The sequence below is a fragment of the Thermosynechococcus sp. NK55a genome (genome assembly GCF_000505665.1).
GTDB lineage: Bacteria > Cyanobacteriota > Cyanobacteriia > Thermosynechococcales > Thermosynechococcaceae > Thermosynechococcus.
In genome coordinates this window covers 1099980-1125143 of sequence record NC_023033.1, presented here as the reverse complement: position 1 = coordinate 1125143, position 25164 = coordinate 1099980, and the positions used below count along the sequence as shown (strand labels likewise).

The 25164-nt window shown below is 53.3% G+C and carries 24 protein-coding genes; 17 read left to right on the top strand and 7 right to left on the bottom strand.

The genetic code is table 11. From position 1 onward, the window contains the following. Positions 1 to 122 precede the first annotated feature (122 nt). On the bottom strand, positions 123 to 1766 hold the full coding sequence (gene ribBA / locus NK55_RS05405; protein ID WP_157869775.1) for a bifunctional 3,4-dihydroxy-2-butanone-4-phosphate synthase/GTP cyclohydrolase II: 1644 nt from the start codon (positions 1764 to 1766) through the stop codon (positions 123 to 125). A gap of 245 nt (positions 1767 to 2011) precedes the next feature. On the opposite strand from ribBA, the gene NK55_RS05400 reads away from it, so the two are divergent. Beyond that, positions 2012 to 2998 (top strand): methyltransferase domain-containing protein, encoded by a 987-nt coding sequence (locus tag NK55_RS05400; protein ID WP_041429087.1) that lies wholly within the window; start codon positions 2012 to 2014, stop codon positions 2996 to 2998. On the opposite strand, the gene NK55_RS05395 is transcribed toward NK55_RS05400, so the two are convergent. Continuing rightward, the gene (locus tag NK55_RS05395; RefSeq protein ID WP_024124773.1) at positions 2983 to 3618 is read right to left on the bottom strand and encodes a YqiA/YcfP family alpha/beta fold hydrolase; all 636 of its coding nucleotides are present in this window, start codon (positions 3616 to 3618) and stop codon (positions 2983 to 2985) included. The two genes, NK55_RS05400 and NK55_RS05395, sit on opposite strands and share 16 nt — an antisense overlap. 395 nt (positions 3619 to 4013) lie before the next feature. On the opposite strand from NK55_RS05395, the gene NK55_RS05390 reads away from it, so the two are divergent. Then, positions 4014 to 4433, top strand: a complete 420-nt coding sequence (locus NK55_RS05390) for a photosystem I reaction center subunit II PsaD (protein ID WP_024124772.1) — start codon at positions 4014 to 4016, stop codon at positions 4431 to 4433. Between the two features lie 103 nt (positions 4434 to 4536). Beyond that, positions 4537 to 4848 (top strand): DUF3181 family protein, encoded by a 312-nt coding sequence (locus NK55_RS05385; protein WP_024124771.1) that lies wholly within the window; start codon positions 4537 to 4539, stop codon positions 4846 to 4848. Here NK55_RS05385 and acsF read toward each other — a convergent pair. Continuing rightward, positions 4845 to 5909, bottom strand: a complete 1065-nt coding sequence (gene acsF, locus NK55_RS05380; RefSeq protein WP_024124770.1) for a magnesium-protoporphyrin IX monomethyl ester (oxidative) cyclase — start codon at positions 5907 to 5909, stop codon at positions 4845 to 4847. The genes NK55_RS05385 and acsF overlap by 4 nt on opposite strands. A 272-nt stretch (positions 5910 to 6181) precedes the next feature. On the opposite strand from acsF, the gene NK55_RS05375 reads away from it, so the two are divergent. From NK55_RS05375 to NK55_RS05365, 3 genes are all read left to right on the top strand, one after another. Further along, on the top strand, positions 6182 to 6913 hold the full coding sequence (locus NK55_RS05375) for a heme oxygenase (biliverdin-producing) (protein WP_024124769.1): 732 nt from the start codon (positions 6182 to 6184) through the stop codon (positions 6911 to 6913). Between the two features lie 38 nt (positions 6914 to 6951). After that, positions 6952 to 8334, top strand: a complete 1383-nt coding sequence (gene hemN, locus NK55_RS05370; RefSeq protein ID WP_024124768.1) for an oxygen-independent coproporphyrinogen III oxidase — start codon at positions 6952 to 6954, stop codon at positions 8332 to 8334. A gap of 88 nt (positions 8335 to 8422) precedes the next feature. Continuing rightward, a complete protein-coding gene (locus NK55_RS05365; RefSeq protein ID WP_024124767.1) occupies positions 8423 to 9262 on the top strand; it encodes a fatty acid desaturase in 840 nt (279 codons plus the stop codon). On the opposite strand, the gene NK55_RS05360 is transcribed toward NK55_RS05365, so the two are convergent. Next, entirely contained in the window at positions 9259 to 10023 is a 765-nt protein-coding gene (locus NK55_RS05360; protein WP_024124766.1) for a DUF928 domain-containing protein, read from the bottom strand. The genes NK55_RS05365 and NK55_RS05360 overlap by 4 nt on opposite strands. A gap of 370 nt (positions 10024 to 10393) precedes the next feature. On the opposite strand from NK55_RS05360, the gene NK55_RS05355 reads away from it, so the two are divergent. The 7 genes from NK55_RS05355 (at position 10394) to NK55_RS05325 (ending at position 18297) form a co-directional block, all read left to right on the top strand. Further along, complete coding sequence (locus tag NK55_RS05355) at positions 10394 to 12073, top strand: alpha/beta hydrolase (RefSeq protein WP_024124765.1); 1680 nt, start codon at positions 10394 to 10396, stop codon at positions 12071 to 12073. 19 nt (positions 12074 to 12092) lie between these two features. Beyond that, positions 12093 to 13574: a cobyric acid synthase gene (locus NK55_RS05350; protein ID WP_024124764.1), complete on the top strand. Its 1482-nt coding sequence runs from the start codon at positions 12093 to 12095 to the stop codon at positions 13572 to 13574. Between the two features lie 96 nt (positions 13575 to 13670). Then, positions 13671 to 14024, top strand: coding sequence for a hypothetical protein (locus tag NK55_RS12405; RefSeq protein ID WP_024124763.1), 354 nt, complete (start codon positions 13671 to 13673; stop codon positions 14022 to 14024). 58 nt (positions 14025 to 14082) lie between these two features. After that, positions 14083 to 15102, top strand: coding sequence for an anthranilate phosphoribosyltransferase (gene trpD, locus NK55_RS05340; protein WP_024124762.1), 1020 nt, complete (start codon positions 14083 to 14085; stop codon positions 15100 to 15102). Next, entirely contained in the window at positions 15092 to 15967 is an 876-nt protein-coding gene (gene nadC / locus NK55_RS05335; RefSeq protein WP_024124761.1) for a carboxylating nicotinate-nucleotide diphosphorylase, read from the top strand. The genes trpD and nadC overlap by 11 nt, the downstream gene beginning before the upstream one ends. 8 nt (positions 15968 to 15975) lie before the next feature. Then, positions 15976 to 17643: an iron ABC transporter permease gene (locus NK55_RS05330; RefSeq protein ID WP_041429086.1), complete on the top strand. Its 1668-nt coding sequence runs from the start codon at positions 15976 to 15978 to the stop codon at positions 17641 to 17643. Between the two features lie 72 nt (positions 17644 to 17715). Next, a complete protein-coding gene (locus NK55_RS05325; protein WP_024124759.1) occupies positions 17716 to 18297 on the top strand; it encodes a DUF1997 domain-containing protein in 582 nt (193 codons plus the stop codon). Positions 18298 to 18309: 12 nt separating this feature from the next. Here the strand turns inward: NK55_RS05325 and NK55_RS05320 are convergent, their stop codons facing one another. Further along, a complete protein-coding gene (locus NK55_RS05320) occupies positions 18310 to 19485 on the bottom strand; it encodes a hypothetical protein (protein WP_157869666.1) in 1176 nt (391 codons plus the stop codon). A 13-nt stretch (positions 19486 to 19498) separates the two neighbouring features. Beyond that, positions 19499 to 19918: a hypothetical protein gene (locus tag NK55_RS05315; RefSeq protein WP_024124757.1), complete on the bottom strand. Its 420-nt coding sequence runs from the start codon at positions 19916 to 19918 to the stop codon at positions 19499 to 19501. A gap of 203 nt (positions 19919 to 20121) precedes the next feature. Here NK55_RS05315 and NK55_RS05310 point away from each other — a divergent pair, with 203 nt between their 5' ends. Continuing rightward, positions 20122 to 21024 carry a polyphosphate kinase 2 family protein gene (locus tag NK55_RS05310; protein WP_024124756.1) on the top strand — a complete coding sequence of 301 codons (903 nt, stop codon included), beginning with the start codon at positions 20122 to 20124 and terminating at the stop codon, positions 21022 to 21024. On the opposite strand, the gene radC is transcribed toward NK55_RS05310, so the two are convergent. Continuing rightward, the gene (gene radC, locus NK55_RS05305) at positions 21021 to 21770 is read right to left on the bottom strand and encodes a DNA repair protein RadC (RefSeq protein ID WP_024124755.1); all 750 of its coding nucleotides are present in this window, start codon (positions 21768 to 21770) and stop codon (positions 21021 to 21023) included. The genes NK55_RS05310 and radC overlap by 4 nt on opposite strands. 477 nt (positions 21771 to 22247) lie before the next feature. Between radC and NK55_RS05300 the strand changes: the two genes are divergently transcribed. From NK55_RS05300 to rsmG, 3 genes are all read left to right on the top strand, one after another. Further along, positions 22248 to 23822 carry an iron uptake porin gene (locus NK55_RS05300; RefSeq protein ID WP_041429593.1) on the top strand — a complete coding sequence of 525 codons (1575 nt, stop codon included), beginning with the start codon at positions 22248 to 22250 and terminating at the stop codon, positions 23820 to 23822. A gap of 183 nt (positions 23823 to 24005) precedes the next feature. Further along, positions 24006 to 24314 (top strand): hypothetical protein, encoded by a 309-nt coding sequence (locus tag NK55_RS05295; RefSeq protein ID WP_024124753.1) that lies wholly within the window; start codon positions 24006 to 24008, stop codon positions 24312 to 24314. Beyond that, positions 24301 to 24981 carry a 16S rRNA (guanine(527)-N(7))-methyltransferase RsmG gene (gene rsmG, locus NK55_RS05290; protein WP_041429085.1) on the top strand — a complete coding sequence of 227 codons (681 nt, stop codon included), beginning with the start codon at positions 24301 to 24303 and terminating at the stop codon, positions 24979 to 24981. Before NK55_RS05295 ends, rsmG begins: the two co-directional genes overlap by 14 nt. Positions 24982 to 25164: the final 183 nt, after the last annotated feature.

The following is a 25164-nucleotide window of genomic DNA, read 5'->3' as shown; positions in this document are numbered from 1 at the left end:
CCTCAACAGGAGTACCAGCAGTCATGCCGAAAACGGATTGTTGAACCTTGGCCTTTTCCCAATCCCACCATCGCAGCCCTGCTGTCCATGCTCCAAGATACCCATTCATGCTTTTTGATGCTTTAACCGGTTGCTGCAGACCAGGAATAGATCAGATGAGGCTGCCACTCACTGGGAGACTGTTGGGTGTAGGCTTGGCGATCCAGATCCATCGGTAGGTTGAGCATTGGATCGGTGCCCGTGGCCACCAGAAACTCAAATCCTTTTAGCGTTGGCCATTGGCAAAATTGCCGCAGCAGGGTTTGCACCGCAAGCACATAGGGATGTTCCGGCTGCTTATACCACTGGCGATCGGCCACATGGGGCTGGTCAAAGCCAAAGTGAACAATGAGGTCAGGATGCCCAAAGATGGCTTGAGCAACGGGCCGAGCTTCTTCGCGCAACAGCAAATGGACGCCTGCGGCCAGATGACGCAGTTTTTCCAGTCGTTCGTAGCGATCGCCCGCATCCAATTGCGACTCCTGCCAGCGAAAGGCCACCGTCATCAGGTAAGTTTGCAGCAGCAGATGCCCCAGTTTCTCTGCCTTGGTCGTCAAGTAGGGGGTGTTGTAGGGGGTCGCTTCAATCAACAGGGGCACCCGATCCACCACTTCAAGGCCATAGCCCTTGAGCCCAGCAATTTTGCGGGGGTTATTGGTAATCAGGCGAATCTGCTTCACCCCCAAGTCGTTGAGGATCTGGGCGCCGACGCCATAATTGCGCAAATCCGCTGGAAAGCCCAAGTGCTCATTGGCCTCCACCGTATCCATGCCTAAATCTTGCAGGGAATAAGCACGCAGCTTGTTGACCAGCCCAATCCCCCGTCCCTCTTGCCGCAGGTAAACCACCACACCCCGACCGGCGGCGTTAATCATTTTCAGAGCCGCCTGCAGTTGCATCCGACAATCACAGCGCAAGGAACCAAGGGCATCGCCCGTCAAGCATTCAGAATGGACGCGCACCAGTACGGGTTGCTCGCTAAATGTGGCGGGATCCCCTTTGACAATGGCGACGTGCTCCGATTGATCGAGGGAATTGCGGTAGCCATAGATTTGAAATTCACCGAACTCCGTCGGTAGCTTGGCCACAGCCTCGCGGCGCACAAAGCGCTCATGTTGGAGACGGTAGCTAATGAGGTCAGCGATACTAATGATTTTGAGTTGGTGGGTGCGGGCATACTCCATGAGTTGGGGCAGCCGCGACATCGTGCCGTCGGGATTTTGAATTTCACAGATCACACCCGCTGGGTAAAGACCCGCCAACCGTGTCAAATCCACTGCCGCCTCGGTGTGGCCAGCTCGCTTGAGAACTCCCCCAGGGCGCGATCGCAGGGGGAAAACATGACCAGGGCGACGTAGATCTTGAGGTTGCGTGCTCGGATCAATCAAGGCTTGAATCGTGCGGGCGCGATCCTCGGCGGAAATACCTGTGGTCACACCCCAACGGGCACCGGCATCAACACTCACCGTAAAGGCAGTTTGATTGCTATCGGTATTTGTTGTCACCATTAAGGGCAGATTCAATTCATCGAGGCGATCGCCCTCCATGGCGAGGCAGATCAGTCCCCGTGCATGAACAGCCATGAAGTTAATCATGGCGGGGGTCACACGCTCGGCAGCCCCAATCAGATCCCCTTCATTCTCGCGATTTTCGTCATCCACCACCACAATCACTTCGCCGCGCCGCAGGGCTTCTAATGCTGATTCAATGGAGTCAAACACAGGCACATCCGCCAAGGTAGTTACTTCCAGAATTCCTAAGGCTTCTTATTACTAAGTTACAGCCTTTTTCACAACGATTGGGGGCCCGCCGCACCACTCAGTAGGATTGCACCAACTTTCCAAGATAACTTTTCAAGATAGTATTGAAGATCGTCCAATCTCCCACGAAAACCCATCCGTGGTTCTTTCCCTTGTGAAAATGCTGAAAACCTCGTCATCATAGTGAAAGGTTTCGTTAGGCAATCTGCTGCATGTCTCACTTAGGATTCATAGTGGTTATCACTGTTGGTACCTTAGTCCTGCTGGGCTTAGCGCTTTACCTGTTGTTTCCCCGCAAGTACGAGTCTGCCCGCTCCGTGGCCGAGTCCTATGACAACTGGACCAATGACGGCATTCTTGAATTTTACTGGGGTGAGCATATTCACCTTGGCCACTATGGGTTGCCCCCTCGTCCCAAGGACTTTCGCCAAGCCAAGGTAGATTTTGTCCATGAAATGGTGCGTTGGGCTGGTCTTGATCGCCTGCCGCCGGGGACAACCGTCTTGGATGTCGGCTGTGGTATTGGCGGGAGCAGTCGTATCCTGGCCCGTGACTATGGCTTTCATGTTACTGGAATTACGATTAGCCCTGAGCAGGTACGGCGGGCGCGAGAACTCACTCCTGGGGATCTGAATGTTCGGTTTCAACTCGATGACGCTCTGGCTTTGTCATTTCCAGATGCCAGCTTCGACGTGGTTTGGTCAATTGAAGCCGGTCCCCACATGCCCGATAAACAGCAGTTCGCTAAAGAATTACTCCGTGTCCTGAAGCCTGGGGGAATTCTGGTGGTTGCCGATTGGAACCAGCGGGACGATCGCCAGCAGCCCTTGAACATCTGGGAGCGGCTGATGATGCGGCAGCTCTTGGATCAATGGGCACACCCCGCCTTTGCCAGCATGGAAGGCTTTGCCGAGGCCCTGGCAGCAACGGGTTTAGTGGCTGGAGAAGTAATTACTGCTGACTGGACACAGGAAACGCTCCCCTCATGGCTAGATTCGATTTGGCAGGGAATTGTGCGGCCAGAGGGACTGATTCGCTTTGGCCTAGCGGGGCTAGTGAAATCCTTGCGGGAGGTACCCACATTCCTGCTGATGCGGATTGCTTTTGGCATGGGACTCTGCCGCTTTGGTATGTTTCGCGCCGTACGGGCGGAGATTCCCGCTGTCTCCCTTGACCCCGCCTCTCAAGTTAACTGCTGATAAATAATGGGATACATCATGCCCCAAATGGCAGGCTGTACTTCCTTGAGGGCATGATCACTGTCCAATTCTACCCGACTGACCCAAGGGCGACCTTCACAGTAGCGACGACTAGTGTCAATGGGAATCACTTCATCCTGAAGGCCATGGAAAATGAGCGTGGGCACAGGGCGCTGAAGCTGGCGATCGTCATACTCCAGTAAATCTTTGGCAAAGCCATAGCTAAGGGGCAGTAGGCGTTCTTCAGTGTAGTGATAGACCTCTAAAACCCCCGTGGTTTGCCAGCGGCGATATTCATCCCCGAGACGCGGCAGCCACTGGATAGCAAACTCAAAGGCAGGAGCCAAAAGAAACAGCTGCACCACTTGGGGATGTTTTTCGGCAAGCCAAGCAGCCGTCAAGCCACCAAAACTAGAGCCAATTAATGTGATCGGTTCTTCGGGGGTAAGCAGTGCTTCTACCTGTTCAATTTGGCGACTCAGGGTCAAGTGAAAAAAGTCCCCCTGATTGAGATCAGGAATGAGTAGCGGTTGACCAAGTTCCTCAAAGCGATCGCGAAAATACTGGGCTTTACTCGAGCGCGGCGACGAGGCAAATCCATGGAGGTAGAGATATTGCATTGCTCAACGATCCCTGGGGAGGAGTGGACATATTTTTGTTGTACTTTGTCAATAATCTTAACAAATTTCCCCTTAGCCATAGGTTGTTCAAGGGTGATCATTGGTAATCAGTCAGAATCCGGATCAAATAGCCCAATAACCCAATAACCCAATCACAATGAGTCATCATGAACGAACTGTTACAGTTTCTCACAAGTCGCATCAATCCAGCGATTTCAATGCTACGATGCCGTTGAATCTGGTTATAACCCTTTTCGCAATGGTGGCAAACGCTCAAGACTGCGAAGGCCCCCATGGGAAAGGAGTGCATCCCCTTGATGTATCCCATATACAAGAAAAGGGTTGTACCTAGCCAATCTTAAGGATAACAACGTCAGAGATTGAGGATCGAACGCATGACAACACTCACTGGGCAACCCCCGCTCTATGGTGGCAGCACCGGCGGCCTCCTCAGCGCAGCGGATACCGAAGAGAAATACGCCATCACTTGGACAAGCCCCAAAGAGCAAGTTTTTGAAATGCCGACGGCTGGGGCTGCTGTTATGCGTGAAGGTGAAAATCTCGTTTACCTTGCCCGTAAGGAGCAGTGCCTTGCCCTAGCTGCTCAACAACTGCGTCCCCGCAAAATTAACGACTACAAAATCTATCGTGTTTTCCCCGATGGCGAAACGGTATTGATCCATCCCAAGGATGGCGTTTTCCCTGAGAAAGTCAACCAAGGGCGGGAAGCGGTCAACTCTGTGCCTCGCTCCATTGGCCAGAATCCCAACCCCTCGCAACTGAAGTTCACTGGCAAAAAGCCCTACGATCCATAGGTCGGTGCTGAACGTTCTTTATTATCGCCCCCATGGTTGAGCCATAGGGGGTATTCTTTTGAGCTAACCTAGGGTCAACGGGAGTCCTGAAGGAAGGTGATAGGTGTTGAGTCGCACCCCTTTAATTGAACGCCTGGCGGCTGAAATTGGCCGTGATATTTATATGGATGTTGCTAAATGGCATCTATACCTTGGTGATGCAAAGCTAGCAACCCCTCTTGCGGAAGCCTTTTTACCCCTTTTAGAACAGGGGGAGATGAGTTCGGCACAGGTTGCTAGCGTCTTGCAGGAGGTCTCAGTTCCCCTTGGCGGGGGTCAGCAATTCCTTTCCCTGGATCGCTTGATTCCCAAGGCCAACCAAGAATTGCTGGTGGAACTGCTCAACCGTTTTCGCCAAGAGGAGCTTGACTCTTAGTGGACGGTGCCCCATTCCTGTTGGGCATTGATGGGGGGCAGCAGATAAATGCGCAGGAGATGACCCGCGATCGCCAACTGGTGGGGAAGTTTCCGTAATGCCTTCAGCCACTTTGGTTGATGACTGGCTTCAATTGCCTGTAGTTTCTTGTTGATTTCAACACAGCGTTGCAGACGCGGATAAAACTCAGGGTGATCGACATTGAGCACCACAGAGAAAGTACGGGCCGCTGTTTCATTGGTTTTGGCAATCACCTCGCGATCGAATGCTGTGGCATCAAACCCAAGGGCTTCATAGAATTTGGCACGCTCATGCACCGTCAGCGTATGGGTGGCAAACACCGTCAGCAGGAAGAAGCGCATCCACAGTTTGGCGCCCCAGCCTTGAATCAATTGGGGTTGGGAGTGGATCAAGGCCTTGAAAATGTCGCCGTGGCGGTTTTCGTCTTGGCACCAACTTTCAAAATAGTTAAAGAGGGGGTAGAAGGAATGTTCGGGGTGCTTTTCAAGATGACGGTAGATGATGATGTAGCGCCAGTAGCCAATTTTCTCTGATAGATAAACGGTGTAGAGTACCCAGGGCAGGGGGAAAAAGGTGTAGGTGCGCGTCTTGGAGAGGTGGCCCAAGTCCATGGCATGGCCAAAATCCATCATAGCTTTGTTGAGAAAGCCGGCGTGCCGCGCTTCATCCCGCGCCATCAGGTGAAAGATTTCCGCCAAAAGGGGGTTACGATTCTTGAGCTTGCGCGAGAGTTCCTTAAAGAGCAAAAACCCTGAAAACTCAGAGACACAGGAGCGCTCAAGGTAGTCAATAAAGGCTTTGCGGGTCTCTGCATCCAAGATGTCCCAAGTGCCTTTGAAGGAGTCATCGCGGACAAAGTGATGGCGGTTGTAGTCTGCCCGCATTTCCGCCAACATCGCTTCCAGTTGTTCTTGCTGACGACTGAGGTCAAGTTTTGCTGCATGTTCAAAATCTGTTGTGTAAAAACGGGGGGTTAAAAGGTTTTCACGAATGGTTTTAACGCTCTGGCCTGAATCAGGATGGGGGGCGATCGCCACCATAAGCCTCTTACTCCTATAGAACTAAACCTATGCAGGTCATACCGTTTTACTATACTATATCCCTGAGGATGGTCAATAACCACCTTGACGATGTTGCAAAAGTAGGCAGTTTTGTTATGTTTTTTGAAGTTTCACTTGACAGCCATATGGTTAAAAAGTAATACTCGCCAATAGCCTGCCATTCTGACCCTGTTCAGCCCACGGCCATTCCCCGTTGGCAGGATAAACTTATTCAAAAAAGATTGTTAAAACCAATTTCAGGAGTTACAGGTATGACAGTCCTCTCCCTTGCGCTGCGGGAAGGAACGGCTGAGGCTCACACCTTGGCCGAGCACACCGCCTTCATGAAATGTTTTGTACGCGGGTTGATTACCCCTAGTCTCTTCCGCCAGTTCTTGGCTAACCTCTACTTTGTTTACACCGAGCTGGAGGCGGCCTTAGCTAGTGCCAAGGGCGATCCGGTGCGCGCTATTTACTTCCCCGAACTCAACCGCAGTGGCCAACTGGCCCAGGACTTGGCCTTCTACTACGGCGAGGATTGGCGCGATCAGATTACTCCCCTTACGGCCACCCGCGTTTACCTCAGTCGCCTTCATGAGGTGGCCCAAAGTGAACCTCTGTTGCTCATTGCCCATTCCTACACCCGCTATATGGGGGATCTCTCTGGGGGACAAGCCCTGAGTAAAATCGTGCGTTCGCAGTTGACGCTTCCCGAAGGCAAGGGCACCGCCTTTTACGAGTTTCCAGCACTACCGTCCCCGGAAGACAAGAAAGCCTTTAAGCAGCGGTATCGGGAAACTTTGGATAGTCTTGGCCTCGACGAGGAAGCGATCGCCCGCATTGTTAAGGAAGCCAACTTTGCCTTTGCCCTCAACTGCAACCTCATGCACGCCCTTGAGTCGGAGTTAAAAACCACCATTGGCGATCAGACGTGGCAGGCCGTGGTTATCGAGAACCAGCCCAGTCGGCGGGAGCACCCCCGTCCTGAGGCCATTGCCATCTAAGACCCACTGTTGATCTTGTTAGGAGCTTGCAAACATCCATGAGTGTGGTTCAGCCAATCCAATTCGATGGGGCACTGCTGCAAAAATACGATCGTCCTTTGCCTCGCTATACCAGTTACCCCACGGCTGCCGAATTTACTCCCGATTTTGATCGCCATTGTTTCCAGCGGGAGCTACTGCGGAGTAACGAAGGGCACCGACCCCTGTCCCTCTACGTGCATATTCCCTTTTGCCAGACCGCTTGCTATTTTTGCGGTTGCAACGTCATCGTCACCCAAAGCCAAACTATTGCCAAAACCTACTTGGATGCCTTGGCGGAAGAAATTGCTCAAGTGGCGGCACGGCTGGATCGCACTCGTCCCGTGATTCAAATGCATTGGGGCGGCGGTACTCCCAACTACCTCACGATTGACCAAGTGGAATCCCTGTGGCAGACGCTCACTCAGCACTTTGAATTTACCAACGATGCGGAAATTTCCATTGAGGTAAATCCCCGCTACATCAACCGTGATTACCTCTTGCAGCTGCGGAACCTGGGCTTCAATCGCATCAGCTTTGGCCTGCAGGATTTTGATCCCCAAGTGCAACTGGCAGTGAATCGCGTGCAGCCTGAGACATGGCTCTTTCAAGTGATGGAGTGGATCCGCGCCGCTGAGTTTGAGAGTGTCAACATTGACCTCATCTATGGTTTGCCCTATCAAACCGTCCAATCCTTTGAAGCCACTATTGCGAAAACGCTGCGCCTTGACCCCGATCGCATTGCTGTTTTTAACTTTGCCTATCTACCCAATTTGAAACCCATCCAAAAGCGCATTGACCCCACCACCCTACCCGATGGTGCAACCAAACTGACGATTTTGCAGCGGGTGATTGAAATGCTAACTAGCCAAGGCTATCGGTACATTGGCATGGATCACTTTGCCAAGCCCACCGATGAGCTAGCGATCGCCCAGGAAGCAGGGACGCTCAAGCGCAACTTTCAGGGTTACACAACACTGCCAACCGCAGATTTGATTGGCTTTGGCCTCACCTCGATCAGTATGTTGCAGGAGGCCTATGCCCAAAATCAGAAACACTTAGCCACCTACTTTAGTGATGTTGCTGCGGGTCAGCTGGCCACAGAACGCGGCATTCAACTGCACCGTGAAGATCTGTTGCGCCGCACGATCATCATGGAACTGATGTGCCAATTTACCCTCGACAAATCAGCGATCGCCCGCCAGTTTAATCTCGATTTTGATACCCACTTTGCCCCCGAGTTAGCGGCGCTGCGGGAATTGGCTGCCGATGGCCTCATTCATTTGGGGCGCGATCGCCTAGAGGTCACCCCCGTAGGACGACTCCTGATCCGCAACATTACCGCCGTCTTTGATGCCTACCTGCAACAAAAATCTGGTAGGACATTTTCTAAGGCCATTTAGCCCCCTTGCCTCTACCCTTTTCTGGGTAATCCAGAATCCTTAGATCTAAACTCGTGTCTAAACTCACAAACGGTGTTGAGGAGTATCTATGACATCATCCTTAGAATTGCAACCCCAGACCCCCCGCCTCAATTGGGGCTTTGTCCTCTTTTTAGGGGCGGTACATCTTTTAGCCGCGGCTGCTCTTTTGTTTTTCTCCTGGTCAGCATTAGCCGTCACGATCTTTCTGCACTGGCTCTTTGGCAGTATCGGTATTTGCTTGGGATACCATCGTCTTTTAAGTCACCGCAGTTTCCAAGTGCCCCAGTGGCTGGAGTACGTCATTGCTGTTGTGGGTGCCTTGGCCATGCAGGGAGGCCCGATTTTTTGGGTAGCAGGGCACCGCTTGCACCATGCCCACACCGAGGACGAGATTAAGGATCCCTACTCAGCACGGCGGGGCTTTTGGTGGAGCCATATGCTGTGGCTTGTCTATCCGCAGTCCCGGTTTTTCAATGCCGAGGAGTATGCCCGCTTTGCCCCCGACTTAACACGAGATCCCTTTTACCGCTGGCTGGATCGCTACTTTTTACTCCTGCAGCTTCCCCTTGCGCTGCTCCTCTATGGCTTAGGGGGTTGGTCCTGGCTGTTGTGGGGGATGTTTATGCGAGCCGTTTTTCTTTGGCACAGCACTTGGTTGATTAACTCTGCCACCCACAAATGGGGCTATCGTCGCTTTGAGACCGAGGATAACTCACGCAATCTCTGGTGGGCAGCCCTCCTCACCTATGGCGAAGGTTGGCACAACAACCACCATGCCTATCCCCACGTGGCCAAGGCGGGCTGGTACTGGTGGGAAGTGGATCCCACCTGGTGGGTGATTCGCACACTCCAAGGACTGGGTCTTGCCGCCAAGGTACAGTTGCCGCCGCCCACAGCGTTGTCCTAATTGCCTCGGCTACGTTGGGCATTGCCGCGGCTGCGTTGGGCGATCGCCAGGTTACTCAGCCGATTGAGACCGACGGCCTCGCTGGTCATTAACTCTCTCCAAAGAGTGTTAACCTTGATGTCATTGGGCCGCTCCTGCCGCAGTTTTACCAACGCATCGAGGGCATCATACCAAAGGCCATGGCTAGCCAATAGATCGTACCGTTGCAGGGGTTTGGCTTTGAGGAGTTGTTTTTCCAATGTTGCGGGCAGAGCGACCCGTTGTACCCAGCCTTCCGCAAAGCGTATCTGGGAGGGATCGGGGTCATTGGGGTTACAGATCAGAGTCACCGTCCAGCGGTAGTCTACCCCCTCCTGTAGGGGCGGCACCTCACCTGGCAAGGTCATACTGTCTAGGCGGGGACGATTGGCTATCGGAAACTGTTGCTTGTAAATTGGCACCTGCCTGCCATCGGCAAGGCTCTGAAAGAGGGCAAACTCGAGAGCTTGGTAATTATTGGCGGGTAAATACCAGTAAAACGGGGGGCGATTCATTGCCGTCAAGCCAATATTACTCGCAGGCACCAGGGTTGTTAGATCAGGTTCGTCTGCTGCGGTTTGCACTCTACAGACGCCGCGTGTGGCCGCCCCCTCACGATTCCCCGGACGGGATAGGTTGCGGGGGGGTGTAAATCCTGCCCAACTCAGACCTGCATTGAGGATGAGTACGGCCAAGCTCCAAGGAACGAAATATCGCAGTGACGTAAAAATAGGTCGTTTCATAGGTCAATATCCTTACTGAAAAACGGTAGCAGCAGGTGTCAGGGGGTCTTCTCGTTCATCTTTGGTCATTTCCCTACCTGCTCCACTACTACCATAGGAGTTTGGTGGGGGCTGCGGGGTGATAGCACCAACGAGGGGGTGATGATGTCCATCACCTACGGATATTGCGCTGGCTCACAACCTCAGTAGTCCCTAGGACGAGGACAGCACCTTAGCAGTTCCAAAGTGATGGGGAGACGATTGCAGCAGCCGGCATACTAGCAAAGAGCTGTATCTATACTGGAAAGTGCCTATAGATTTTTTTATTGAGCGCTGTTTCCACTATTTATCTCAGTTTTTTTGATTGAGTGGCATTGCGTGACTCCTCGCTGTGAATAACCTCTCCCTTAAGTGGTTTCTATTGCCCCCTCTCACTGTCGTGGTGGGTCTCAGCCTCTTTTGGGTGCGATCAGGGGGGGTGTCGGCAACGGCAGCAGAGCGAATTATTTTTCGCTATGGCCCCTTCGAGCGATCGCTCCCCATTGCTGATTTAGAATACTTTGCTACCACTGGCCAAGCCTCTCCAAAACTTATTAGCTATTTACGGCTATTGCCCCCTGTGCACCGGCAGCAATTACGATTGGCCTTACAAGAACGACTGCGATTGTCCCCCGTGGCTGTTGCTCAACTGTTGTACTCCCCCCTAGGTCAAGAATTCATGGTGCAAGCGGGGCGGATTCTCCAAACCCAAAGCCGTCAAGAAAATGCCCTTGCACTGCGAGCGGCGCTGATTCTCGCTGCCACTGATCCCCATGGTCTCACCGTGTTGAGTGTGATGCGCCACTACCCCTCCCCCAGTATTCGCTTTGACCTCAAGGAAGGCCTCGCGATTCTCAAAAATTTCCAGCACACCATCCACAAAACAGAGATAATTCTGAATGTTGTCCGTCAACAGGCGATCGCAAATCAGACAGAAGCTATCCCTGCAAGTGTGCAATCACTGCTTCAACCGGGCCCTTGGCGGTGGCTAGAGATGCCTTGGACAGCGGTAGATGAATCGCCTCAGCGGTTGCAGTTAACGGGACATTCCCGCCCCATTGCAGCGGATCTCTATCTACCCATCGTTCCTGTGAGACAGCGGGTTCCAGTGGTCATTGTTTCCCATGGACTGGGGGCAACCCGCTACAGCTATCGCTATCTGTGTCAGCATCTGGCTTCCCATGGGTTTGCGGTGATTGCCCTTGAGCATGTTGGTAGCTCAGCCCGTCAGGTCATGTCCTTTCCCATGGCCTATGTTAGTCCAAGGATGGCGGCTCAAGAATTTCTGGATCGCCCCCTCGATGTCACGTTTGTCCTCAATCGTTTGGCGGCATTTCCTGAGCAACTCTACCCTTGGGCAGGGCAGCTCAACTTGGAGCGGGTGGCAGTAATTGGTCAGTCCTTTGGGGGCTACACCGCTCTGGCCCTGGCAGGGGCACGATTGGATTTTCAACAACTACGGCGACACTGTACAAGAACTGTCCTTCACTCCTTCAATGTGTCACTGCTGCTCCAATGCCAAGCGCAAGCATTACCCCCAAAGGTTTATGCCCTAGAGGATGCCCGGGTGCAAGCGGTAATTGCTGTTAACCCGATTACCAGTGCTCTTTTTAGTCCTGAATCTTTGGGGCACTTAAAGGCTGCTGTGATGTTGGTTGCAGCCAGTAACGATACGATCGCCCCCCCTGTGGAGGAGCAAATTTATCCCTTTACGTGGCTAACAGGGCGCGATCGCTACTTGGTGTTGATGGACAATGCGACCCATTTTTCGACAATTGGTGAGACCAGTCCCAATGAACCCGTGCTGCCTGTACCAAAGGCACTTGTGGGGGCCACACCCCCGCGATCGCGCGCCTATCTCCGAGGATTGAGCTTGGCCTTTTTACGCTTGCACCTCTTGGGGGATGAACAGGCGCGGCAGTGGCTGACACCAGCAGCAGCAATGGTGTTGAGTTCACCCACCCATGGCCTGAACCTCACCCAATCTCTAGCCCCAGAACTGTTGGAAAAGGTACCGCAGGCAGTGAAGTAATGTAATGATGAACTCGACCATGAAGGCTAAATCCCTGATGGTAGTGGGAACCACGTCCCATGCGGGTAAATCCCTCCTCGCAGCCGTGATTTGTCGTTGGCTGGCTCAGCAGGGCTACCGTGTCACTCCCTTTAAGGGACAAAATATGGCCTTGAATGCCTACGTCACCCGTGACGGCGGCGAAATTGGCTATGCCCAAGCAATGCAGGCCTGGGCGGCAGGGATAGAACCCGAAGTGGCAATGAACCCAATTCTCCTCAAGCCCCAAGGCAACATGACCTCCCAAGTGATCCTCAGAGGGCAGGTGGCGGGTGTTACCCAAGCGGCCGACTACTATCGGGACTATTTTGAGCGGGGTTGGCAGGCAATTACAGAGGCCCTGGCAGATCTCCAGCAGCGGTTTGACTGGATTGTGTGTGAGGGCGCAGGGTCACCAGCGGAAATTAATCTCAAGCATCGCGATCTCACGAATATGCGGGTGGCCACTTATCTTGGGGCACCGACCCTGCTTGTGGCCGATATTGATCGCGGTGGTGTGTTTGCCCACATTGTCGGGACATTGATGCTCCTGGAACCCGCTGAGCGGGCGTTGATTCAGGGGATTGTGATTAATAAATTTCGCGGCCAGCGATCGCTCCTTGACAGTGGCTTGCAATGGCTAGAGGAGACCACGGGGGTACCAGTTTTAGGGGTGATTCCATGGCTCGAGCGCCACTACGCTGCCGAAGATTCCCTTGATCTTTGGAATCCCCGTCCACAACGCCAGGGGGCAGACCTGAAAATTACGGTGATTCGACTACCGCGTATTGCCAACTTTACCGATATGGATCCTCTGCTGGCAGAACCCAGTGTTGCTGTTGAGTTTTTGCCCCCCCATCGTCCCCTAGGGCAACCCGATGCCGTGATCTTGCCGGGGACGAAAACGACCATTGCTGATCTTCAGGTCCTGCGGGAAACGGGGATGGCAGAGCAACTCAAAACCTACGCTGCCCAAGGGGGAACGATTCTGGGCATTTGCGGCGGTTGGCAGATGTTGGGTACCACCATCAGCGATCCCCTAGGCCTAGAGGGATGCCCCGGCACCTATGCAGGATTGGGCCTCATGCCGCTGCACACCCAATTGGGGGCAACCAAATGTACCCAGCAACAACAAACCCAATCGCTGCATTTCAACTGTCCTGAGCCGATCCTGGGCTATGAAATTCACCAAGGCCAAAGTGAATACACCGGTGATCTCCAAGGTTGGCAACCCCTTTTTGCTGCCCCAGAACTGGGGCTTGTGAACAGAGCGGGCACACTTTGGGGCACGTATCTCCATGGGCTATTGGAAAACGGTGCTTGGCGTCGCCATTGGCTCAATGGGTTGCGATCGCGCCGGCAACTGCCCCCCCTGCCCACAGCCGTTCCCCACTATGCCGAGCAACGGACTATTGCACTGGAGGAATTGACAAAAACCATCATGGCTCACCTGAACCTAGAGGGCATTTGTAAATTATGTTGATGTAAAAATTTCAAATTGTTAGCAATTGTCATCCCTTGCAAATGACTCCCCTAGACTAAGGAACGATGTGCTGATAATAGGGAGTGCAAAAGAACAATGACAGTGGCTGCTTCTTGGTCAGTGGGAATCTTAATTGTTTCGGCGATCGCCGCCCTGAGTGGCTTAAGCTGGCTCTTGTACGCGGCTTATCAAGAGGAAAAACAATTTCCCCTGCGGGAGTATTCCCCCCAAGAGGCCTACGGTGAAACCCTTTGGCGCATGATCTTTGTCTATTGGCTCGTCTATTGTGGTGCCCAGGGTCTGCAAATCGCTGTACCATTAGAAGGTACGGATTTGGGTCAAATGTGCAAAATCACTGCACTCTTGGCCTTTTTGCTTACCGCCTCTTCGCTGCTTTGCTTACCGATGCACTATTGGCAGGCACGTCAGCGCCAGCAACAACTTAATTAAGTCTAATTGAGTCTAACTAAGTCTAAATTCAGCCTCGATTCTCTTCCTGCAAGGTTCAATGTGGTCTGACCTGCTCCAACAACTCCTTGATCGCCAAGCCCTAACCCAAGAGCAGGCGGCTCAGTTAATGCAAGGATGGCTGGCAGAAGAAATTCCCGATGCCCTCTCCGGTGCCATTGTTACGGCATTACAGCTCAAGGGACTAACGGTTGAGGAACTGACGGGGATGGCCAATGTATTGTTGGCTCAATCCGCAGGTGCGCCGCTGAATTTAGCCGAACCCCTCATTGATACCTGCGGCACCGGGGGCGATCGCGCGGGTACCTTTAATATCTCCACAGCAGTGGCCTTTGTCGTGGCGGCAGCGGGGGTCAAAGTGGCCAAGCATGGCAATCGTTCAGTCTCTAGTCGGGTGGGTTCCGCCGATGTCCTTGAGACTCTTGGGGTCAACCTTGCCCACAGTGATCCCGCCTTTTTACTCAAGGAAGTGGGGATCACGTTCCTCTTTGCCCCCGGTTGGCATCCAGCCATGAAGGCCGTCGCTCCCCTGCGGCGTACCCTGAAAATTCGCACGGTCTTTAACCTCCTTGGCCCTTTGGTGAATCCGCTCTATCCCACAGGACAAGTGATTGGGGTTTTTAGCGATCGCTATCTGGAAGCGATGGCCGGTGCCCTGCAACGTCTCGGCCGCCAACGGGGCATTGTCCTCTATGGCCGTGAAGGGGTGGATGAGGCTACCCTTGGCAATATGACCGATCTAGTGATGTTTAGCAGCCCTGAGGAGTCGCTGCGCCAAGAAGTTCTTGATCCTCAAGCTTTGGGGCTCGCCAGTGCACCCCTGAAGGATCTTGCTGGGGGAAATGTCCAGACCAATGCCGAAATTCTCACCCACGTTCTTCAGGGAAAGGGCACAAGTGCCCAGCAGAATGTGGTAGCGCTCAATGCGGCCTTAGCCCTCTATGTGGCCGCAGCGGTGCAGGATTGGTGGGAAGGGGTCGATCGGGCAAAAGCGATTCTGGCCAGTGGCGCGGCCTGGGACAAGTTACAGGCATTGGTGACGCTCTCCAATGAATCCTAGGGTGTCTGCCTATTTACCGCCGTGGTCTATCTTGGATCCCCTCTTGGATCAATGGTTGCAGGAGGACATTGGTCGGGGCGATCGCACCACCCAAGCCTTGCATCTCCAGGATCGCCAAGGAAAAGCCTATATCCGTCTCAAAAGTCAGGGGGTCATTGCCGGTCTGCCCATTGTGGAGCGAGTTTTCCAACGCCTGACCACAGCGGTAGTGTTCACCTACGAGCAGGCCGAGGGCGCAATTTGTGAGGAGCCGACCATTGTTGCCCGGATTGCGGCTCCCCTAGAAACATTACTCCTGGGTGAACGGCTCGCCCTCAATTGCTTGATGCGCCTCAGTGGCATTGCCACTCTCACCCATACCTACGTCCAAGCAATTGCTGATTTGCCGACCCAACTGGTGGATACCCGCAAAACAACGCCCGGACTGCGCCTGCTAGAAAAATATGCAGTGGCTGTGGGGGGCGGTGTCAACCATCGCTTTGGCCTTGACGATGCAATCCTGATTAAGGACAACCACATTGTGGCGGCCGGGGGCATCACAGCTGCGGTTGAAAAAGTTCGCCAAGCCAGTCCCTTTCCCTTGACCATTGAGGTGGAAACCGAAACCCTTGAGCAGGTGCGCCAAGCCCTTCTCCTTGGCGTAGATGTCATCATGCTCGACAATATGCCGATTCCAGAGATGACCCAAGCAGTGGCGATGATCCGCGCTGCAGCCCCCCACATTAAAATTGAGGCCTCTGGTAATATCACCCTAGACACTTTGCGACCGGTGGCCTTGACGGGGGTGGACTACATTTCTACGAGTGCCATGATTACGCGATCCCCCTGGCTAGATTTTAGTTTGACGATTTTTGAGTCTGTTTGAGAAAGTGAGTGCCTGTTTTTGGAGGTCGTGCCGTGCTTAAGTCCCTCAGCCTACCGCGGTGGGTGCGACTGAAACCTTGGGAGTTACTGGTGGGGCTGATTGCCCTTGTGGTTGCCGTGCCCATTCTCGTCATTCTCAGCAAAGTCTTTGTTAATACGGGTAACACTTGGCAGCATTTGGCCACAACCGTTTTGCCCGCCTACCTGTTGAACTCCCTCTGGTTGATGTTGGGCGTGGGGATAGGCGTTGTGGTCATTGGTGTCAGTACGGCATGGTTGGTTACCAACTGTCAATTTTGGGGCGTGCGCTGGTGGCAATGGCTGCTGTTGACCCCTTTGGCGGCTCCCGCCTATGTCTTGGCCTACACCTATACGGAATTTTTTGCCTTTGAAGGTCCGATTCAGACATGGCTACGGGAACTAACGGGCTGGGGTTACGGTGACTATTGGTTTCCCAATATCCGCTCCCTTGGCGGCGCGATCGCCCTGCTCACCCTGGTTCTTTATCCCTATGTTTTTCTCTTGGCGCGAGTGGCGTTTTTGGAGCAGGCCACCTGTAGCTTAGAGGCCAGTCGCTCCCTTGGCTGTGGGCCCTGGCGTAGTTTTTGGACAGTGGCATTGCCCCTTGCTCGGCCGGCGATCGCTGCGGGTACGAGCCTTGCCCTCATGGAAACCCTCAATGATTTTGGTACCGTGCAGTACTTTGGTGTCGATACCTTCACCGTAGGAATTTACCGCACCTGGTTTGGCATGGGCGATCCCGTGGCCGCGGCCCAGTTGGCCTCAGTTCTGGTGGTCATTGTTTTTGCCCTCCTGCTCCTAGAAAAGTGGTCGCGGGGCAAGGCACGTTATTACAGGCGGGGCAGCGATCGCCCCATTCCCTATGGGCTCAAGGGATGGCGAGCGGCTCTGGCTTGGCTAGTCTGTGCCCTCCCGGTGTTCTTTGGCCTCCTGCTCCCCGGCGGGTTGCTGCTCTACTTGGCCATCAGCTACCAGCAATTACAACTCAGCCGTGAATTTTTAGAACATGCCAGCCACAGCCTCATTTTGGCGACGCTCTCGGCACTACTGGCGGTGGGTATTGCCCTGCTGCTGGCCTATGGGCGACGTCTGCTGCCAACGGTTTGGGTGCGCTGGGGAACACAGATAGCTGCCATGGGCTATGCCATTCCGGGGACAGTGATTGCTGTGGGGATTCTCATGCCCTTGGGGGGGCTAGACAACGTCATTAATGATGTCACTGAGCACCTGTGGGGGGTGGAAGTGGGCTTGATTCTCAGTGGCACGATTACAGCACTGATCTATGCCTACTTGGTACGCTTTTTGGCGGTTTCCTTAGGCAGTGTGGAGGCTAGCTTGGTGAAAATTCGCCCTTCTCTCGATGAGGTGGCGCGGACCCTGGGGCGATCCCCTTGGAATATTCTGCGCACGATTCACTTGCCGCTGATGGTGCCCGGCCTTTTTACCGCCGCCCTGATGGTCTTTGTGGATGTGATGAAGGAATTGCCGGCAACATTGGTGATTCGGCCCTTTAACTTTGATACCCTAGCAATACAGGTTTACCGCTTTGCCTCTGATGAGCGACTTCCTGAGGCAGCCCTAAGTGCTTTGGCCCTGGTGATCGTGGGTCTCATTCCGGTCCTTTGGCTGGGACGGCAAACCCGCTGGACTGACTAGGGGGTTCGGTTTACCCTTTACCTATTTCCTTAATAATTCGTTACATTAAAAACAACGTTTGCTAGGTGTGCTATGTACTTACAATTTAAGGCCAGCCAATCTGTCCGCCTCAGTATTGAAACACCCACGGCTCCCTTACAGCACTACCTGCGTCAACCCCGGCGGCTTGTCTATGCCCTAACTGATCCAACCCGAGTGGAATTTTTGGGAAGCGATCGCTTTCGCCTGAAGATGCGCCCCTTAAACTTTCTCATGGTCAGCTTGCAGCCCACCGTAGATTTAGTGGTTCATGCCAATAGTGACGGCTCTTTACAATTGCGCTCCCTCGGCTGTGAAATTCGCGGTGTGGACTACATCAATCGCCGCTTTCACCTAGCCCTCGCAGGCTACTTGTCTCCCCAAGCCACGGCCAACGGTACGGATTTAATCGGTCTTGCTGACTTGCAGGTGGGCGTAGATATTCCGCCTCCCTTGGATCTGACGCCGCGGCCGATTCTCGAAGCCACCGGCAATGGCTTACTCAAGAGCGTTCTCCTAACAATTAAACAGCGCCTCAGTCAGCAGCTTGTGGCCGATTATCAACGCTGGCTCACGGAAGTGGAAACCAACGGCAGTAGGGATTGGCTGACACCTTTCCCCGTGAGTTCTACCTAAGGTTTTGATTGTCTAGAGATAGACCTGCTTCGTACTGAGTAGTTGAGCAAGGCCAAAGAGTCCCCGCTGAAAACCCTTTGCAGCAGCACCAATGGCCAGCGCATCCAAGCGCTCTAATTGGGGGGGCCGATTGACAAATACAAGGGGCGTTTGCACCTGCTGATAAAAGGCGCGGCAGTCTTCGTAACTGCTGGCTATAATCCCACTGGCGGCGCTGCCATACTGGTGAATCCAATTCACGGCGGCGATGAGATCTTCTTCGTAGTGCCACGCCAAGCGTTGATCCAGGTAAGGGAGCGGCCACTCACTGGCGTCCACAAGGGGAATTTCGGGATAGGTGCGGTGTAAGTGCTCATCGACCCCTTGTTTGTAGCCTGCTTGGGTGAGTTCATTGATCACAAATGCAAGATGGGAGGGGTTGACATTACCGAGCACAATCACCTTTTCAATAGCAAGGGCGCGATCGGGATTGGCTTGGTGGCTGTGCTGAATACAGTTGAGGACACTCTCTGGTGACACTGAACCATCCCAAACGAGATAGGTATTACCAAGGGAAAGAGAGACCAAGGGACAGCGAGCAGCAGCCCGTTGCTCCGCAACAAAGCGGGAGCGGCCATAGACAAGGGCTAAATCAACAGCAGTGGGATCCCCCAGCCAACTGGCCGGACTAAGGGAGAGGGTTTGAATAGTGGTTTTCGGTAGACTGGTTTTGCTCAATGCGGCCTCGATGAGAGTCGCGATCGCCCCAGCGGTATAGTGACTACTTTCACCACTCCAGAGCACAAGGGCATTTCCTGTTTTGAGTGCCATGCCCGCCAGCATCAAGCTCAAAGTGGGTAGCCCTTCATAGACTAAGGCCACCACCCCTAGGGGAACGGCATACTGAAACCCCTCGGGGCGCGTCGGCAATGGTTGTTGCCATGGATCTGCCGCATGGTAGAGATGCTCTAGCCAGTGGCGAATACGCTGCAGGCGCTCATGGGTCAGCCGCAGCCAACCAAGCACAATCTGAGACACTGCTAGATCGCGGCTGGATTCGAGATCGAGAGTATTTTGCTCCAACAGGAGAGGTTCTGCTGTTGCCAACTCCTCAATGAGGTGCCTAAGGGCTTCCTGACGGAGGGCATAGCTAGCTTGACTGAGGTGGGTACTGGCCACCCGCGCCCTCCTCAGTGGCTCAGGCAACATGGCCGCAGCGCCTTCAATGACGGGAGAGGGCAATCCAGACTAGAAATGCTGGCGTGAGTGCAATCAGCAGGGAGGCAATCACCCATAGCAACCCTTCAGGCTTTAAGGACAATTGTAGAAGTAAGGGTAGCCAGAGGAGAATAGGCATCAATAAAAAGAAGCTCAGACCGATGGCGAAATACCAGTAGCTTTCTGAGAAGCCCCGCTGCAACTGATTCCACTGCAAGCCCGTCCAATACCACGCCCGTTTGTAGGGATAGGTGGTTGCCAACTGCTCAATGGAATAGCCATCGGGACGCACAACAAAAATTTGCTGACAGCGCCGACAGCCAAACGCTTCTGTGAGGGCAATCGGCACCAACTCCCCCTGGCGGCGACAGGGGCAGGGGTAACTGGCATCCAGATCCAGTTTGTGAGGTTTAATCGGAGCCACCGTGGCTGTCCAAAACGCAAACGACAGGAAATGATTCGATGGAGGGCGATCGCTCGCCTACTGATACAGCATACAAACAGAATTCTGTTTTGCCCCTGCCTTATACAATTTGTTAAAGATAGCCGGCAAGGTGGAATCTTTTGATTGTTCTGCAATGGGATAATGTAGGCTAGGATACACTTCTGCTGTATCTCCCCTTGATCATGATTCCTCAAGATTTTCTCGACCCAATTAACCCCGATCGCTATATTGTTCGCGCGGGGGGGAAATTTCACTGGAAGGACTATGATCCTGCGGACACCGCTGGCCTCAAAAGCAAAGTCGAAGCCCAAGAACTCCTTGTTGCTGGCATCAAGAAGCTAGCGGCCTACCAAGATGTTCTCTATGCCCAGAATATCTATGCGCTGCTGATTATTTTCCAAGCGATGGATGCAGCGGGCAAAGACAGCACGATCAAACACGTCATGAGTGGCATTAACCCCCAAGGCTGCCGCGTCTATAGCTTTAAGGCACCCAGTGCCGAGGAGTTGGATCATGACTTTTTGTGGCGAGCGAATCGTGCCTTGCCCGAGCGAGGCTGTATTGGTATTTTTAATCGCTCCTATTACGAAGAAGTCCTTGTGGTGCGCGTACACCCCGATTGGCTCAATCGCCAGCAACTGCCTCCCGAAACCAAGACCAAGCACATCTGGAAAGAGCGCTTTGAGGATATTAATAACTACGAACGTTACTTAACACGCAATGGCATTCTCATCCTCAAGTTTTTCCTGAATATCTCCAAAGCAGAGCAAAAGAAACGCTTTTTGGAGCGTATTAGCCGTCCGGAAAAGAACTGGAAATTTTCCATTGATGACGTGCGCGATCGCGCCCACTGGGAGGACTATCGAGCAGCCTATGCCGATGTCTTTCGCCACACTAGTACCAAATGGGCACCCTGGCACATTATTCCCGCCAATCACAAGTGGTTTGCGCGGCTGATGGTGGCTCACTTTATTTATCAAAAATTGGCGAGTCTGAACCTACATTACCCAATTGTCAGTGAGGCCCACAAAGAGCAACTCCTAGAGGCAAAAGCGCTGCTGGAAAATGAACCGGATGAGGATTAGGCACTGCCCTCCCCTTGGGGCACCTCTTGCCAGAGGGAGGTCATCTCCCGCAGACTTTGGTAATCCCCATTCCCGAGAATCAAATGGTCAAGCACTGGAATTTCCATGAGCTGTCCCGCTCGTAGAATTTGTTTTGTCAAGTCCAGATCTGCTTGACTGGGAGAGAGATTGCCGGAGGGATGGTTGTGGGCAATAATTAGGCGGCTAGCATTGCGGCGCACGGCTTCCCGAAAAATTTCGCGGGGATGGGCAAGGGTTTCGGTGGCCGTGCCCACTGTAATCACATGGGATCCCAACACGCGATGGCGCACATCCAGCAGGAGAACCGCAAACCGTTCCGTGGGTTGCCACATGAGATCAGCACCAAGGACAGCAGCGGCCAGGGCAGGACTGTCAATGATGGTCTGCTCTCCGGGTCGCGACTGAAAGACCCGCTTCCCCAGTTCAACGGCGGCTAGGATCGTGGTGGCTTTGGCGGGGCCAACCCCAGGAATCGCCATTAATTCCTCTGGGGTAATGTCCCGCAAGGCGCTGACAGCATCAGCACTGTCACCGCTGCGCTCCCCCAACTGTTTGAGAATAAACTGCCCCAAGCCGACGGCTGAAAGCTTGCCTGCCCCTTGACCGGTTCCCAGTAAAATCGCCAACAATTCTGCCGAACTCAGGTAGCGGGCGCCTTGGCTGAGCAGCTTTTCACGGGGGCGATCGCCGACGGGCAGATCAGCAACACGCAGCGAGTAGGACATCACAGCAGTGACTTACGGGACTACTAAAGAGCATATCAAGCTTACAGTAGCGTTGGGGCTGTATAGAATTCGCAGAAATTACTTGACTTTTATTTGCAAATAGTTCAAGATAAACAAAGTAAAGAAACCGTTTTCCTCTGTTCAGCCTCAATGAGCTTATTGCGAATCTACTCCTGGCTTTTTCTAGGGGGCAGATGATGGTTGTCCCTTCAAAATTTCGGCGGGCGATCGCCCGATTGCCCTTGGAAATTTTATAAATAGAGGCTTGCAGGTACTTTGATCATTATTAAGGAGTGAATGATGGCGAGATCGATCCTGATCTGGCTGGGGTTAGTTTTGGCTCCCGCCTGGGGAATGTCAGCAACACTAGCTGCGAATCAATTGCAAGATGTATCCCATAGGGGTGATAGGAGCGCCTCTGAATTTTTTGACTATAAGTTGCAACAAGCAACTCATGCAGTAAAATCACCCTTTCAAGTGGCACAAGTGCCAGCAGTAGCGGACTTAGAGGCGCAGGCTCCGCGACTTCCTGCCCCCGACCAGTCTTTGGAAAGGCAGCGGACAATGCCCCAAGTGACCTCGGTCAATCAACTTTCGGATGTCAGCCCCACCGACTGGGCCTATCAAGCCTTGGCGTCACTGGTAGAGAAATACGGCTGTATTGCCGGCTATCCCGATGGCACTTTCCGGGGTAATCGGGCAGCCACCCGTTATGAAATGGCTGCGGCTTTGAACGCCTGCTTGGACGTGATCAGCGATCGCTTTGCCACCAAGGAAGACCTCGCCACCCTGCGGCGCCTGATGGATGAGTTCAAGGCTGAATTGGCGACCCTGCGCGGTCGGGTAGATAGGCTAGAGGCTCGCACTGCTCAGTTGGAAGCACGGCAATTTGCAACCGCAACGAAACTTCGTGCTTCGGTCATCTTCAATGTCTCGGATGTCCTCACGGGCACCCGGGCCTTGCCGGCTCCCGGACGGGGACCGACCATTGACGACAATACCGTTGCCACCTACCGCGCTCGGCTAAACTTTGACACCAGCTTCTATGGCAAAGATGTCCTGCGGGTGCGCCTTCAGGCCGCCAATATGCCTAACTACAATGCGGTTACACTCACCAATATGGCGCGTCTTGGCTACGATACCAACACTGCTGGCCAATTTGCCATTGATGACCTCTATTACCGCACCCCTCTGACCAATCGCCTATTCCTTGCCTTTGACGCAGCCGCGGGGAACTTTGATAAGAATGTCTTCACTTTTAACCCCCTTTTGCAGTCCGATGAAACGGGAGCCATTAGCCGTTTCGGTCGCTTTAACCCCCTCTATCGCTTTGGCGGTGGCAACAGCGCCGGTCTAACCCTGCGTTACACACTCCTTGAAAATAAACAGCGGGGGACAAACCTCGTCCTGAATCTTGGTTATCAAGCACCCAATGCCAACAATCCCACCCCGAATGCCCCAAATACCAATGGTTTGATTGGGGGAGCCTACGCAGCTCTGGCTCAATTAGATTGGCGTCCCACAAAAAACTTAGCCCTAGGATTTACCTATGTGCGCTCCTTTGGTACTGGGGTTGCCGGCGGCACAGGAAGCAATGGTTTTCCTGGATCTGCTGATAACCCCATTGGTAATAATGCCAATGCAGCAGCCGATAACTTTGGCTTTCAGTTTACCTATCGCCTGATTCCAAAGTTCAATATCGCTGGCTGGGTGGGCTATTCCAATGTCTATCAAGTGCAAAACTTTGCACCACCACGACCAGAAGCAGAGGTTTTGAACTGGGCAGCCACCTTTGGAGTACCGGACGTCTGGCGCAAGGGCGATGTTCTTGGTTTGATTGTCGGTCAACCCCCCCAAACCATTAGCGTTCGGAATGTAGGCGGTGCCCCCCCTGCAACCTTTAACTCTTACCATATTGAGGGAGTGTACCGCATTCCTATTTCACGGAATATTTCAATCACGCCGGGGGTCATTGCTTTGGTCAACCCCAACAGCAACAGTAACAATGCCCCAATCGTCCTCGGCGTAATCCGGACAACCTTTAGCTTCTAGTACTTTGATATTTTCCCTGTCCAACGGGGCAGGGTTTTACTTTAATCTTTAGAGAAATCTTTAGAAAGCTAGGGCACCCTGAAAATCAAAAAAGCCATCTGCTAAGGTAGGGGTACAGCCCTTTTCTGGGGTACGCAAAAGAATTGCTAAGCTTGTTGAGTACTTACCTGGGAGCATTGTCCTATGTCTGAAGAACAAGTTTCGCCACCAGAGGCCCCGACTCCTGAACCTGAAACAGAAGCCGTCAGTCCAGAGGAAGTCACCGAAGCGGCAAAAGCTCTCCTTGCTGCTCTGCAACGCTTTGCAACTGCGCAACTCAAAGCCCTGCCCGCGGATGTCCAAAAAGCTCTTGAAACGGCGATCGCAGAGCTGAAGTCGAATGCTGATACCGTCTCTAGCCATGTCAAGGATTTTGAGGAGCGACTCAAAGCCGCGTGGGAGGTGCTCACTGCAAAGAAAGAGTTGCCCAGTAGTGGTGATGACGAACCCTAGCACGTTATTGCTTGAGCAATTCCCTTGGCAGGAGACACTCCAGTGGCAACCCACCCCCCAACAGCAGGAACAGTTCCAAAGGTTCTATGGGGCTATCCTTGCAGCCAACCAAGGGATGAACCTGACGCGGATTACGGCAGTCCCCGATTTCTGGGAGAAGCACCTCTGGGATTCGTTGCGGGGGATTTTGCCGTGGCTTCAGCCCACTGGGGAAACGTTGTGGGGAACCAAGATTCAACGGGTCATTGATATTGGCAGTGGCGGTGGTTTTCCAGGGGTACCGGTGGCGATCGCCCGCCCCGATTGGTCAGTGACGCTCCTTGAAGCAACCCAAAAGAAAGTCAAATTTTTGCACTCTCTGGATTCAGCGGTTGGTTTGGCCAACATTTATCCAGAATGGGGGCGGGCAGAGTCCCATGAGCGCCGTTATGATTTGGCCTTGATTCGAGCTGTCGGTGATGTCGCTCGTTGTTGTGCCTATGGCTTGCCCCTGTTGCGCTCGGGGGGCATTTTAGTCCTGTACCGAGGCCAGTGGAGCGACGAGGATACCCAGCATCTAGAGACTCTCTTGCCGCGATACCGCAGTCGACGACTAGACATTCAGGGATTTACTACTCCCTTGAGTCATGCCCAACGGCACTGTGTTTACCTGCAGCGTCAGGGTTGAATCGGTGATCTTGGCGATCTTGTCCTCCTGGGGAGTTTTGATGTAAATAAATGTGACAATTGATGGTTTGGAATTTTCGCCATACACATTTAGGGGGGGATCAGTTATACACAAATAGAGAGCAAACCCAGAGATATATAGATGGGTTGGGGCAATTTGGCAAGTCTTGGAGGAATACTGTCA